This window comes from Flavobacterium sp. (assembly GCF_031411595.1).
Lineage (GTDB): Bacteria > Bacteroidota > Bacteroidia > Flavobacteriales > Flavobacteriaceae > Flavobacterium.
Window position 1 is genome coordinate 77,295 of record NZ_JANOBI010000021.1, and the last position, 13,904, is coordinate 91,198.

Genomic DNA, 13,904 nt, shown 5'->3' on the forward strand with positions numbered 1-13,904 from the left:
ATATTTTAATCTATTGAACATGGAATCTTTAGCGATGTTTAGGAAATCTAGTATAAAATTTTTAAGTCATGTGGAAATAATTGCCATTGCATTACTATGTGTTAGTTGTAACAAGAAACAAATTACGCATGTAGAAAATCCCACATCAATCAATAGAGATCAGGAAGTAAATACAAAAACTAGTCAGGAAGAAGTCAGTTACCATATTGATTCTAGTCATCAATATGAACATAGAACCGGTTCAAGTGGTCACTATGAATATACATACGACGTAATTGGAAACGATATCGATAATAATGAATTATCAGGTTCAGTTTCTATTCAGGGAAATCAAGGAAAAGGTATGTTGATTGATACCGAAAATAATGAAATTGAAGTTGATGTAGAATGGATTGACCACGGAAAAATAAAGGCGACTGATGAAAATGGAAATGAGTACGAATTGGAAGTAATATAAAAATCGTTATATTTAAAGTCGATTAAACAAATTCAGATGATTAGAAAAATTCTTGTACTGGTTATTTTCTTTATTATAACATCATTTAATACCGTTGATGATACTGTTTATATCTGTGGCCCTCAAGGTGCTAAAAAATACCATTATTCGGAAACTTGCCGTGGTTTAAATGCGTGTAACCATGAAGTTGTGAAAGTCTCAAAAAGTAAAGCGCAATCTTTCGGTTTGACGCTTTGCGGCTGGGAAGATTAATCAATCACTCTATAAAATAATTTCTTTGAAACTGTTCCTTTCTTATTTATTTTTCATTTTTTCTATTTCATCGTATACCCAAACCAAGGTATTGTCGTGGAATATTGAAAATTTTGGAAAATCAAAATCTGAAGCTGATATATCTTTTATTGCCAATACCATAAAAAATTATGATATCGTTGCTATTCAAGAAGTGGTAGCCAGCTATGAAGGCGCTCAAGCTGTTGCTAAATTAGCAGAAGACCTAAATAACAATGGTAATCAATGGGATTATGTGGTTAGTGATCCAACCAGTAGCAGCGCATACAAAACCGAACGCTATGCTTTTATTTGGAAAAAGAATAGTATAAAAAGAATTGGTAATGCATGGCTCGAAAAAAAATACAATTTAGAAATTGATCGTGAGCCTTTTCTTTGCACATTTCAATCCAGTGAAACTACATTTACTTTAGTTACATTTCATGCAATCACAAAGAGTAAGCAGCCTGAAACAGAAATAAAATATTTTAAATACCTGCCCGAAGAATATTCTAATTTGAATTTAATTTTTGCAGGCGATTTTAACTGTCCACAATCACATTCTGTATTTAATCCATTAAAAAAAATGGGGTACGAACCCATTTTAGTGAACCAAAAAACTTCTTTAAAAAAGGCATGTAAAGGCGATACATGTCTTGCTTCAGAATTTGACAATATGTTTTACAATGCAAATAAGATTAAAGCAAATAAAGCTGGAGTAATTTCTTTTTACGAGAATTTTGAATCACTAGAGGGTGCTAGAATGATTTCAGATCACATTCCTATTTGGGTGGAATTTGATTTTAGATGATTTCAATATTTACAAAATTTAGAGCCACTAAAAAAAGCGGCTCTAAAATTAAAGTTTGCTACAACGAGTACAAAGAGGCTTTCCTCCTGTTCCTTGACGAAGATTTTCTTTTTCGATGTTGTTGCCTTCAGTACAACTTGTGTTGTTGTGATACACAGATTGCTTTGCGCTGTGAAATGGAGACGTTTTTGCCATGATATTTTATTTTAAAATTATTTTGTCTAAATTATATCAGGTTTCAACCTATTCCTTACGGTTTTCCATAACGAATCTTATTATTATAAATTATTTCATTCATCTACCATCGGTATTACATCCACCTAACAAACAAATCAATCCGTATTCATCCAAATACTATTTGCTTTGAAAACGTCCAATTTTGTTTTCATTTTCTCAAAAAAACACTACTCCATTGTAAAAATTATTATTCAAAACAATAATTTTATTTATTCTTTGAATTATAGCTTTCATCTGCCTGCCGCTGCATCCTAATAAAATAAACTACTGTACCTAATACCATAACCAAAGTTAACCCTACTAAAAACCTATTAGCAAACTTATAACTCTCATTTTCTGCAATAGTCTGCTCCAAAACAAAAGTCCTAGGAACTGTTTGATTTAATCTAATATCTGTCATGATTTATTATTTTAAAGTTATCACTATTTTCAACTGGAATTACAATGAACTCATAAACACAACGTTCAAATCTATTTTGAAACATCATATCATGATTGGTAGCATCAAACCGAAAACCCTTTCCTTCCAAGAAATACATATTAAAAATATTTTCTTTTCTATTGCCGCAAATTTCCTTCAATATCAAATGATTCTTGTGAACATGTTTATCTAGAAATGATCTTGACTCTCTGAGCTTAATCGCTTTTTGATTGTTGTATTTTATACGGTTTGCAGGGCACGCAAACCGCTGTGATTTTTTCTTAGGCTCAAACTCTTCACCTGTTAATGGATCTATCGCTTTCATAATTTTTTATTTAAAGATTTACTTTATTTTCTGTTAGTATTTTATCGATTGTAGCAACTTCGTACAAGTATATATCACCTAGCCTCGTATAAGGAAGAATACCGGTTTCACGATATTTAATGATGGTATTACTCGACAGTCCGAAGAGATTCTTCAGGTCGAGGTTGCGGTAGTATTTAGTCGTAGTTTTCTTCTGTGGCTGACTTTTAAGACTTAATTCAATATTTCCAAGTCTGGTATATATAGGCTCTATCAGTATTCGTATGCTGCCTAAAGTGGGTATTTTAATTTCGTTTGATTGATGCTCTGTCATGACTTACTCGTTTAATGATAGTGCAAGTAAGAAACAGATTAGAGGCTAACCAAATTATTTCAGGGGATTCTCAGGGGATTTTATTAATACGCTTGACGTACGCCTTATTCTCTTCAAATAAATGGATGAGCTGATCAAGTACCTTAAGTTGTGTTTGATAATACTCTCCCTTGTTAAACTTTGCATTTTCTTTATTGATTCTATGTATTGGCTTTACTTCTCCATCATCACTTGTATAATTGAAATTCTCTTCAATAAATTTTTGAATTTTTATTTTGTTTAAAGATTCCTTATGATCCATACGTATTATATCGCACTCCGTGAGAATACTAAAAAACACTGATGTCGTTATTTTGTCAAATTTTAAGGTACATTTTCCTAATTGTCTTTGAGTTTTCAAATAGGCGCCGGAAGAAGCCAAATCGTCAAAATCAATGGTATCAACATCCTTCTCTAATTTCAACAAAAAATGACACAACGCTTTCAATGATTTGTAATGGAGATGTAGTGCATGTAGCAATATAACTTTTCCTATATGTTCTTCGTTTTTATAAAAGTCAAATTCTTCCTCAAAGCGCTTTAAAGTATATATTATCTCGTCGACTTCAGCCGCGTCGTTATCATCACATTGCAAAATCGAGGCTGCAGTAAACTTATCTTTTTTAGATACTGACCCGTAGAGTTCGCGTACGCTTGACTGAATATGATCCAAGAATGCCAGATTTGTAATTGCCCTGGCTTCATACCAAGCTATTTTTTGCTGCAATAATTCGCATAATTCTACAATTACTTCCCTTTTTCGGCTAACGAATCTGAGATTTTCCATTAAGGTATCTTCTAAATCATACACGTCGTTTTTGAAGTATTCTCCCTCAATTTCGTCAGCCCAAACATCGTTGATCAAATATTGCTTTTGTTTGCCGTCAAACGTAATGTTCACAGCGCAAATTCGCTTTATTCTATCGATAAAATCGGTTCTAGTTTCCATAGTCTGGTGTAAATATGAATGCTAATGTAGCAATTCATTCTGACCAGAAAAAAAATATTGTTTAGAATACTTTTTTAATGTTTGTACATTTTATTATTCTTTATAATAATTTTTATTATTTATAATATTTTTTTGAGTTCGATATTCAACCGTACTTTAATTAAATTTATCCTTCAATTTCTGCATGTCTTCCATGACATTCACATCCATCACTTTAGCGTAATGTTGCGTCTGTTTTATGTTCGTATGCCCAAGCATTGCCGAAACATTCTCGATCTTTATTCCATTGCCTAGAGTCACTGTAGTGGCAAAAGTATGTCGTGCCGCATACCAAGTCAAATTCTTATTGATTTCTAATATATCTGCAATCTCTTTGAGATAAGCATTCATCTTTTGGTTTGAAATCTTAGGAATAATACCTGCTTCTTCTGAAAATTGATATTTATTAATGATTTTTAGCGCTTGGGGAAGTACAGGCACATTTGCTCTAATTCCGGTCTTTTGTCTTGTGGTTTTAATCCACAAATCACCTTTTGAATCTTTAATAATATTTTCGCGCGTTAATTTAGAAGTATCAACCGGAGCATAACCGGTGAAACAGCTAAAAAGAAAGATATCTTTTACTCGCTCTAATCGGTCTATTGCAAAAGTTTTAGCCTCAATTTTATCAAGTTCTTCTTGGGTTAGAAACACGGCCTCGATCACCCGTACTTTTCCCTCATACTTATTGAAGGGGTTCTTATCAAGCACGTCCATCTTAATCGCATAATTGCACACTGTCTTAAAGGTTCTGAAATACTTGACTACAGAATTGTTTTTGATCCCGACTTTATCATTATGGCAACTTTCGAATTTTAAAAAACTCTCTAGGTTGTAAATAAAAGAACTGGTAATGTCTTTTACTTCAATGTCATCGGTTCCATATTGTTTTTTGATAAACAACCGCACGAGTTCTTTAGACCTCAAATACTTCTGATATGAGGATTTGGAGCGTTCACCAAGTCAACTAATTTCAAAAAGTGATTGTTGTGTAAATCAAAAAGCGGCAATAGGGTAACTAAACCTCCATTTTCAGGTTTTCCTAAAAACCGGTTTTTTAGCTTATTTAATTCGACCTCCTCTTCAAACTTACACATCGAATTGTGAAGCTTCTCAAGTTTGAGCTGAAATAAATCCAAAGATTCTTTCAGTACTTTTTCAGATTCGACTGTTAGCAATTTTCTCAGTCTTTCTGTGGCCTGCCAACGTTCAGGCAGAATTAATTTACCAGTACTGATTGTTGTTGTTTTCTGTCCCAATACCACTCTCGCGACAATTGGGCACAATCCGTTAACTCTTGCTTTTTCGGTTTTAATGTAAAAGAAAATTTTAATCATGACTTTTTTAAGTTTAGGTTCGAAATACTACTAGGTTCGAGTACAAAATGACTTAAAAAAAATCGGCACCCCTAACGTTTACAGGGGATTCTCAGGGGATTTTCTGAGAATGGGGTAACTGCATTACCCCATTTTTCTTAAAACACATGGGGTAACGTATGGGTAACTAAACTATGCGTTTCTATGTGTTTTTTGATAATCTCGCAAAAAAGAAAAACCCTTTAAACACTAATGTTTAAAGGGTTTTGAGCTTTTATGTTTCTTTTGAAACATGCTTTCCGCGGAGAAAGAGGGATTCGAACCCCCGGACCTGTAACAGTCAACAGTTTTCAAGACTGCCGCAATCGACCACTCTGCCATTTCTCCAATAAGTCGTGCACCAATTACTCAATGCGGTTGCAAATATAGCAACCTTTTTTGATTAAGAAAATATTTTTCTGCGAAAAATGGAAGTTTTTTGAAGTAGGCCATTCAACTGTTTCATTTTGTTTGATTTACAACAACCACTACAGCATGAAGCAATAAACAGATCGCTAAATTGATGTCATAAAAAAAGCAGGCGCTAAGCCTGCTCTTTCATTGTTACGCTGCGCTCTGCTGCTGCAGTTCCGCTTTTCTCGAATTGACGCTCAGTATAAAAGCATCCACTTCGGTAAGCTCTTGCATGACCCTTGCCAAATCCATTTCTTTCTCTAGTAAGGCTACAGAGCCGTAGCTCTCTCTGCGGGTTTCTAAGAGAAACTTCTTGTACTCAAGTCTTGTTCTCTTGTTGATGGCATCCTCTTTCGATGGTCCTTCTGGCAATACCGCGATAATGGTTTCTGTTGCGGTAAGTTCGGCGAGCACACCTTGTAGGACGGCATCGAGTTCTTGTGCGTTCTCAGCATATCGGGCGGTTAAACGTTCGTCTGAAATTCGTTTGAAATTCAAATCAGCTTGCTCTTTTGCTGCCCAAGACAATAAAGCATCACAGTCGGCAACTTGTGTCAGGTTGGTAATGGAATAGTTCATGATTTCAATATTTAATGATTAATAATGTTGTTGCTTTTTCAAATCATGAACCATATTGTTAAAATTAGAAATATTTAATATTAATTTAACATAAATAAGTAATTATAATCAACTGTAAATCCCATTTCTCCTCAGTAAATTCAATACTTCAAAGCAATTTTCGCAATTTTGACTCCAGCAGTAGTTTTTCGAGTACCAATATTTCGTGACGGTGCCGTTGCTCGGTAAGCAAGTCCGATAGCGGTGCTTCGAGTGCTTTAGAAGCTTTACCTACAATGGCTGTAGGCAATCCTGTTGTTGCTTGTTTGCCCGAATCGCGCGCATTTAGAAACTCCGCGAGCTTTAAGAACCGCCAATGTGCTTCTTGCTTTTTGGTCGCGGCGGCGATTTTGCGTGCCACGAGCAGTTGCTGGTATTCGTTTTCAAGCAGTAAGCGTTCTAGCTGTTGTTGATTGGAATATAGGGATGCATCTCGCGCAGTTTTGGCTGTACTTTCGGTTGACTGCACATACGCAAGCATTTCGGCGAGTAATTGTTTGGCAGTTAAGGGTAGATCGCGTTTGCCGGTTTCAAACATTGCACACTGACTGCGGCTAACCCCTAGCAACATCGCAAGTTCTTGCTGGGTAACGCCCAATAAAGTCCGGATGGTATTTTCTTTTTTCATCGCCTGAAGTGTTGTGACAATTTTTTCGCAGACAAATATTTTGCCACAGTTTTGGTGACAATTTTTTTTTATGCGAAAATTTTGTCACAAGATGTGTGCAATATTTAAAACAGAATAAAAAATGACACAAGTTGGAAAATAAAATAGAGAAAACAAGATTTGTTCAAAGTGATTGGCACGGATTAGTTCATCAGCTCGCTACGCTTGGGTGTATATCTGCGCTAGATGGTTGTACGATTTTGAAATCTAGAAAATGTTGCTAATCTAATTCCTTTAGCAATCTAAAATTATCTAGTAAGGCATCAATTGACTTATCAGAATTGTGCTTCGCAAGTATAAGTCTATTATCTACTGTGCAAAAACACTTGCCATTTAGTTTTTTAAAATGGGTTTCAACGAATTTAGGGTAATCTTCTCGATTGAATTTAGCTTCGTATAATTCAAAGCCGCACGCATGACTATCATTGAAGAACTTCACAAAGTTATCTCGAAAAGTTTCTTTTACCTCTTTTCTAAATGACTCTATTTCTGTTTCGTTAAAGTGAGAGTACGCTTTTAAAACGAATAAAAAATTAATTTTATATTGATGCACAAATAAGGTATCCCTATCAAATAATCTATCTTTAAAATGAAAGGATACTTTCGGATCTCCTTTTTTATCAATGGAATGAACATCATAATTTAACACATCATCAATATAACCATAAATGAAGAAATTGGGAGAGATATTATATCCTTCAGTTACAAGATCTCTATATCTCAAACTACTTGTTTGATTTTGATTGTTCTTATTGAGTAAATCAATATTGAATTGAATAACATTTTTGGCGTAAGTAAATTGCTTATACTTTGAAACTTTACCTGCAGTGGTATCAGACTTATAGTATTTAGAATCACCAATGTAAAAAATATCACTAGTATCAATCAAAGATTTGTAATCATAAATATGGTCAATTATTTTTCCGTCATCATTGTTCTTAAGCTTTTCTATAGTAATGCCATCTACTTCTAAATTGGTCATTTTATTGGAGAATAATTTATCTACCATATCCTCAAATACCAAATTATAATTACTAATAGCTAAGAAATCTTCTCTTTTCCTCTTGATACTGCTTGTATCAAACTGTGTGAAATACATGTCACATAGCAGATACATTTTTTTTAAAGTATCATTAAAATAACGATGTTTAATTTTTCGTAGTTTACTACTTCCGTTTAAACATAATCTATCAAAACGCATTCCTTCAATTAATTGAAAAGATTTATCAATTTTAAGATGTAAATGATGGTCTTTATTTAAACGATTTAGTATCGAAAAGAAATAAGTTAATAATTCCTCTTCTGTATTGATGATTTTTTTCTTATTCCTTATTTCAGTGTAAATGGGGTTTTTACTATTCAAAAATATAGGTGATGATTTCCTAATGGTCTTCTCCCATTTTGGTTTCTTAGCTTGGTTTGAAACGAATTCTATATGCTTAAATAAGATTTGTTGTTTGTTCTTTTTATAGAAGTTAACAAAGCTTAACAACAAATCTAGAAAAGAGTACTCTTTGTTCCCAATATTTGTATTTAGCTCAAATGTTTCAGTTGTATGAATTATTGATGTATCCTTTCTCCTCTTCTTAAATTCCAATAAGCTATTATAAAAATGCACCGATAGTTGCCGCACCCAATTATATTGTGTTTTGTGCTTAATAGATTCATTTATGATTAAGTCAACTAACTCTTCCTTTGTGCAGCCAAAAACAGTTTTGTCACTATCTTTCATAAAGACTTTTGGGAGCATAAAGACCAAACTATTCTTTTCGAAAGAATGATAATACCCAACAGACGTGATTATTCCATCCAAACCATTTTGTTTATAAAACTTTGGATCATCGAACACGCCTTGGAGTAATTCGATAGAATATAGCTCGTTTTCTATTAGGATTTTCATTATTTAAGAGTCTTGTTCTTCTCTACCCTCTGCCGCTTGTCTTAACCGTGGCTCTGATTCTTCTGCTACTACATAAGGTTTAACAATTGGTTCTAGTTTAATTCGTTCAAATAGTTCTTTGACTTTTTTCATACCTTTCTTATCTATTGGGAAAAAATCTTCATAAGAGGTATTTTCCTCAAATACTAAGTTATCTTCATCTTTGAAAACATCATTCCATAAGTAGAAAATAACTTTATTGATAAATGGTTTTAGTGAAATTGTCTTATTATTATCTGGTTTAATAAAGTAATTTCCAATGCATTTATCCATACCTAAAGAACGGTTGTTTTTAATATGATTTAAGTTGACTTTTTTTATGAATTCTATCCAGCTATATTTTTCGCCATCTTCTATATCAATTTCAAAATCATTGGAATCATTTATTTTTCCAAAATCGTCTTTGAGTTCGTAACAAATAGGAATATACTCCCAATCCCAACGTCTTTTAAAAGCACTATCCATAGGAAAGAGCGATTGGTCCGAAGTATTCATAGTAGCAATTATACTGAGATTGTCCGGTAAAAGCATGTTCCCGTCAACATAGAACTTAGAATTAGGGATACTCTCGTTAAGGTAATTAATTAGTTCATTTGAGGGCGTGATTTTATAATTTTCATCACGATCTAATAATTGAAATAACTCACCAAATATTTCGGCACAATTTCCTCTATTAATTTCTTCAATGATTAAGTAATATTGGTGTTCAGGATCATTGCAAGACTCAACAAAACTATTAGTAAATATTTGAGGCACAAACTTATATTTTATTTCTCCATTACTGTCGGTTATAGGTTTATATCCCCCAACAAAAGAAGTATTATCATATTCAGGATGGAAAGTTATTCTTTTTTGAAATATGGTATCGACATCTTGTAAATCTTCAGTAATTTTATAAGACTTTCCGGTACCGGGAGCGCCGAAATATATTTTATTTACTGGGTTAACTTTTGGAGAATTTGCTGATGCTGTTTTTGATTCTATTAAAAGTTCCTTTAGAAATTTTATGTAGTTTTTTTTACCAAGAATTGCTCTAGGCATATGGGTTGAGGTTTTTAAACTAAACTCAAAAAATTCTCCTTTATCACTATATAGATTACTTTCTAATTCATTAATAAACTCGCTGAGTTCATTTTGTGGTAAGCTAAATACAGATGTTCCAAATTGTTCTTTATATATAGTATCATATTTGGTTAATTGTTCTAAAAGCTTATCTCTGTTCGATCCGAAAGAGTCAGTAAAATAATTATGCTTAACCTTATCTAGTTTAATAAACCAATCTGCAAAACTTTCTTTTAAATTCCCTGCTGTAACTTTTTTGATGGGGACTGAACCACTATTATTATAATCTGAAAAAAGACGAGAACAAATATCTTGATATTGGTCCTTAGTAATTTCTTCAAAAACACCAGTAGTATTAATTTTAAAACTAATGTTTTTTTCAATCTCAAAAGTTTTTTTCAGGTTAATTGAATCGCCTTTAATTTCTGTAACAATAAAATTATAATATACTTGATCATTAACTGAAGCTACTATTATATCATTTGGTGACATAACTTGAGGACTTGCTTTCTCAGTATCAACCTTGAATATGACTTCCTTGCCAGATTCTATTTTTGAGAAAGTTGAGATTAGTGGATCTATAGATATGCTAAAATATTTTGCCATATTATTTTTATTAATAGTTGAATTCGTATTTCTGCCAACTTGGTAATTGTCTCGAAGAATTGATGTTAGTATCAATATCAATAATAAATTTGACATTATTATTATCGTCAATAATTTTTTCAAGATAAATATTATCCCCTTCTTTTGCTTGTTTTGCTCTAACGTACGGCCCTAGTTTAGATAATCGATATTCCCCATTGCTTTCGTGTTTGAAGTTTAAATTCGTTATATTTTTTGTTTGTCTGTCAACAAAATCGATCGATAATGGAGGATCCCCAAAAATGGAAACTGGATCTGCGTTTGTTGCAATTGTTATGTATACATCATTCATCTTTGCTAAGCCAGCATTGGATCTGCTTAATTTTTTTATGTATTGTGTCACTTTCATAAAATATATTTTTTAATAGAAGCAGCAATATACCTGGCCATTAATGGAGGAACCGCATTGCCAATTTGCATATATGTTTTAAGGTAAGCGCCTAAAAAAACATAATCATCAGGAAAAGACTGAATTCTAGCTGCTTCTCGTGGTGTAATACTTCTTACCTGAAACGGGTGAATATGTGAATGACAATCCATTTTTAAATGAGCAGTAATAGTTCTACTAGGCTTATCTGCAACTAATTTATAATATTTATCTTTGAAAATATGATTTCTATGTAAATAAGGCATTATATCTTTTATTTTTTCATTCGTCCCATCATCACCTTGATTTAAAAGCTTATATATCTCATAATTATTTTCATTTGTATATCTAGCTTTATGATTGAAAACATATGGAATAATTTTGTTTTGATTAATCAATTTTAAATAATCATTTTCGTTTCCAAGAAATTGGTTTATATCTATTTTTTTTCCAGTTGTTTCATCATCTATTTCTGTTAGATTTTTAATCCTTGGGGATTCTAAAGGTTTTATATAATCTATAGCATCTTTTAAAACGTGTTTTTTAATTTCTTTTGCAGCAATTTCTATTTCATCAAAAAGTTTTGAAGGTGTAACTTTTTTATTTTTAACAATATCGTTTCTTATAGCAATAAAAATTAGCCTTTGTCTTTTTTGTGCTACTCCAAAATCATCAGAAACAAGTACTTTGTATGCAATTTTATATGTGAACTTATTTCCGTCTTTTTTCACAGTAATGTTTTGATAATCTTCAACTACTTGTTCAGCATAGGGAAGCATACCTCTTACATTCTCCATGATAACAATTTTAGGAGCTATTTTTTCGATTGCTTTAATGTAATACTTGTAGAGTTCATTCCTAGGATCATCTATAACTCGTTGCTGATTTGCAGAACTAAAACCCTGACACGGAGGACCACCAATTACAACATCAATCTCATTTACTATATAGTTATCTAAATGATCAACAATCTTTCTGATATCGCCTTTGATTACCCTCTCTTCTGGAATTTCAGGATGGTTATACTTATATGTTTCAATACATACTGCTTCATGATCATTAGCTAAATCAATATGAAAACCCTCTTGAGCGAAACCTAAACTTAAACCACCAGCACCACAGAAAAAATCAACTATTTTAGGCTTGCTATTTTCTTTAGAACTTTCTTGAAGTTGTTTTCTTTTTTTAGAATCTAGTTTATTAAAAGTATTATCTAATTTATCTTTATTAACCGTTGTGAATTTAACACTTGAAATGAATTCATTATATAAATCTTTTTTTAATAACTTCTCTAATTCTTTAAGTTCGTTATTAGATTCAACAATATTAAGTTCAACTAATCTATTTAATACAAATACTTCATTTCCATCATTACAAACTTCTAAAGAGATATTGTTTTTTTTAGCAAATACTTGAACTAATCTATTGAAAAGCATAACTTTTTCGATAAAGAATTTTTTAGTATTTATATCTTTTATTTCTGAAACTCTATTAAACATTTTCTATCCTCTCTAATGTTTTCTTTATACTTTTTGCAATAGCTTCCGCCATTAAAGGTGGTACAGCATTCCCTATTTGCTTATACTGTTGTGTGCGTGATCCCTCAAAAACAAAGTTATCTGGAAAAGATTGTAATCTAGCAGCTTCTCTAGGTGTAATAGTTCGTTCTTGTTTATAATCAGGATGTATAAACTGATTACCATCTTTATATAAATGGGCAATAATAGTTTTAGAAGGGAGGTCCCACCATTGTACTACATAACTATTGTTGAAAACCCTTTGTTTTATATGGTTCAAATCTGGCTTTTTTTCCAATAGATCAGTAAAAGTCCATTTATTTTTACTCATTGTTTTATAACGAAGTCTATCTTGTTCATTATGAGTTCTTGAAACATGATCTCTAAGTAACGTCTCACTTTCATCTCTAATTTTTAAAAGAAACTCATTCTGTTCTTTGATATTATGCTTAGTAATAATTTTACCTTCACCTGGCTTAATAGCTGGTAAATCAGAAATTGCATCTTTAACAGTTACATATTTCTTTAAATTGTTTTTTGAATTTAATTCATAGTCAGGATTATAGTGAGTCTTAACTATTCCTTCATAAATTTCAGACGGCTTTATCGACAAATTCTTTCTAGTTCCAATTAAAATAACTCTTTTTCTAATTTGTGGAACACCATAATCACAAGAATTAAGGACCATATTTTCAGGTTCTTTTATTAAATTATATTTTTGTCCAAGTTCTTTTAGAATTTTTTTTAGAATTGGTTTCCCTTTTAATTTTGCACTTAACAGCCCCGTAACATTTTCAAAAACAAAAACTTTAGGTTCAAAATGATTTAATATCTTAACATAGCTTTCAAATAAAAAATTACGTGGATCATCAGCCATTCCGTTATCATCTTTAGCTCTACCAAGAGTTGAAAAACTTTGACAAGGTGGTCCACCAATAATTATGTCTACTTTTTTATCTTTTATTTCGTTTTTAATTTGGTCAATAATATTATCATTTGTTATATCTGTTTCTAGGACAGATGCTTCTTCATCAGAATAACCATAATGTAGCATTCTTGTTTTTAGAGTTCTGCAAGCATATGAGTCATACTCTACGTGGGTTAAACTTTTAAAATCTTGTTTATAGAACCCTTCGCTAAGACCACCACAACCTGCAAATAGATCTATAAAAGTATAATTACTCATATATTTTTTGAATTATTTTTAAAATCTTTAATTGTTACTTCAAATCCCAAAAACCAAGAAAACTTAGATAGGTAATCTATACTGCAATTGAATTTTCCACTTTCAATTTTAGAAATGGTTGTTCTGCTTACTTTCATGATATCGGCTAATTGTTCTTGGCTGTAGCCTTTTTTTTCTCTTATCTCCCGAATCGTTTCGCCCATTTTAAGACGACAGCCGTTGAGATAAGTTTCCATCGAAGTCTCCGCTATTTGACCGTTACTGTTTGTCATT

17 protein-coding genes and 1 tRNA gene are annotated in these 13,904 nt (G+C 32.1%); 3 read left to right on the plus strand and 15 right to left on the minus strand.

Annotated features, from left to right (window positions below):
* The first annotated feature begins 19 nt into the window (after positions 1–19).
* Genes RMO03_RS03730 through RMO03_RS03740 form a run of 3 tightly spaced genes read left to right on the plus strand, consistent with a single transcriptional unit; the run spans position 20 to position 1,538 of the window.
* Positions 20–457: a hypothetical protein gene (locus RMO03_RS03730; RefSeq protein ID WP_309640747.1), complete on the plus strand. Its 438-nt coding sequence runs from the start codon at positions 20–22 to the stop codon at positions 455–457.
* Positions 458–493: 36 nt separating this feature from the next.
* Complete coding sequence (locus RMO03_RS03735; protein WP_309640748.1) at positions 494–709, plus strand: hypothetical protein; 216 nt, start codon at positions 494–496, stop codon at positions 707–709.
* Between the two features lie 25 nt (positions 710–734).
* The gene (locus RMO03_RS03740) at positions 735–1,538 is read left to right on the plus strand and encodes an endonuclease/exonuclease/phosphatase family protein (RefSeq protein WP_309640749.1); all 804 of its coding nucleotides are present in this window, start codon (positions 735–737) and stop codon (positions 1,536–1,538) included.
* Positions 1,539–1,586: 48 nt separating this feature from the next.
* Here RMO03_RS03740 and RMO03_RS03745 read toward each other — a convergent pair whose 3' ends face one another.
* The 15 genes from RMO03_RS03745 to RMO03_RS03815 form a co-directional block, all read right to left on the minus strand.
* Positions 1,587–1,733, minus strand: a complete 147-nt coding sequence (locus RMO03_RS03745; RefSeq protein ID WP_309640750.1) for a hypothetical protein — start codon at positions 1,731–1,733, stop codon at positions 1,587–1,589.
* A 247-nt stretch (positions 1,734–1,980) separates the two neighbouring features.
* On the minus strand, positions 1,981–2,175 hold the full coding sequence (locus RMO03_RS03750; protein WP_309640751.1) for a hypothetical protein: 195 nt from the start codon (positions 2,173–2,175) through the stop codon (positions 1,981–1,983).
* The gene (locus RMO03_RS03755) at positions 2,162–2,521 is read right to left on the minus strand and encodes a hypothetical protein (RefSeq protein WP_309640752.1); all 360 of its coding nucleotides are present in this window, start codon (positions 2,519–2,521) and stop codon (positions 2,162–2,164) included. The genes RMO03_RS03750 and RMO03_RS03755 overlap by 14 nt, the downstream gene beginning before the upstream one ends.
* Positions 2,522–2,904: 383 nt before the next feature.
* The gene (locus tag RMO03_RS03760) at positions 2,905–3,822 is read right to left on the minus strand and encodes a hypothetical protein (protein ID WP_309640753.1); all 918 of its coding nucleotides are present in this window, start codon (positions 3,820–3,822) and stop codon (positions 2,905–2,907) included.
* Positions 3,823–3,978: 156 nt separating this feature from the next.
* Positions 3,979–4,788, minus strand: a complete 810-nt coding sequence (locus RMO03_RS03765) for a site-specific integrase (RefSeq protein ID WP_309640754.1) — start codon at positions 4,786–4,788, stop codon at positions 3,979–3,981.
* Positions 4,785–5,198, minus strand: coding sequence for a hypothetical protein (locus RMO03_RS03770; RefSeq protein WP_309640755.1), 414 nt, complete (start codon positions 5,196–5,198; stop codon positions 4,785–4,787). Before RMO03_RS03770 ends, RMO03_RS03765 begins: the two co-directional genes overlap by 4 nt.
* Positions 5,199–5,479: 281 nt before the next feature.
* A tRNA-Ser gene (locus RMO03_RS03775) sits at positions 5,480–5,564 on the minus strand.
* 216 nt (positions 5,565–5,780) lie between these two features.
* Positions 5,781–6,209, minus strand: coding sequence for a hypothetical protein (locus RMO03_RS03780; protein WP_309640756.1), 429 nt, complete (start codon positions 6,207–6,209; stop codon positions 5,781–5,783).
* Positions 6,210–6,357: 148 nt separating this feature from the next.
* A complete protein-coding gene (locus tag RMO03_RS03785; protein ID WP_309640757.1) occupies positions 6,358–6,876 on the minus strand; it encodes a helix-turn-helix transcriptional regulator in 519 nt (172 codons plus the stop codon).
* Positions 6,877–7,135: 259 nt separating this feature from the next.
* Positions 7,136–8,815, minus strand: coding sequence for a hypothetical protein (locus RMO03_RS03790; protein WP_309640758.1), 1,680 nt, complete (start codon positions 8,813–8,815; stop codon positions 7,136–7,138).
* A gap of 3 nt (positions 8,816–8,818) precedes the next feature.
* Positions 8,819–10,522, minus strand: a complete 1,704-nt coding sequence (locus RMO03_RS03795) for an AAA family ATPase (protein WP_309640759.1) — start codon at positions 10,520–10,522, stop codon at positions 8,819–8,821.
* 10 nt (positions 10,523–10,532) lie between these two features.
* Positions 10,533–10,910: a hypothetical protein gene (locus RMO03_RS03800; RefSeq protein ID WP_309640760.1), complete on the minus strand. Its 378-nt coding sequence runs from the start codon at positions 10,908–10,910 to the stop codon at positions 10,533–10,535.
* On the minus strand, positions 10,907–12,427 hold the full coding sequence (locus RMO03_RS03805) for a DNA cytosine methyltransferase (protein ID WP_309640761.1): 1,521 nt from the start codon (positions 12,425–12,427) through the stop codon (positions 10,907–10,909). Before RMO03_RS03805 ends, RMO03_RS03800 begins: the two co-directional genes overlap by 4 nt.
* On the minus strand, positions 12,420–13,631 hold the full coding sequence (locus RMO03_RS03810; RefSeq protein ID WP_309640762.1) for a DNA cytosine methyltransferase: 1,212 nt from the start codon (positions 13,629–13,631) through the stop codon (positions 12,420–12,422). Before RMO03_RS03810 ends, RMO03_RS03805 begins: the two co-directional genes overlap by 8 nt.
* Positions 13,628–13,903, minus strand: coding sequence for a helix-turn-helix transcriptional regulator (locus RMO03_RS03815; protein WP_309640763.1), 276 nt, complete (start codon positions 13,901–13,903; stop codon positions 13,628–13,630). The genes RMO03_RS03810 and RMO03_RS03815 overlap by 4 nt, the downstream gene beginning before the upstream one ends.
* Position 13,904 lies beyond the last annotated feature (1 nt).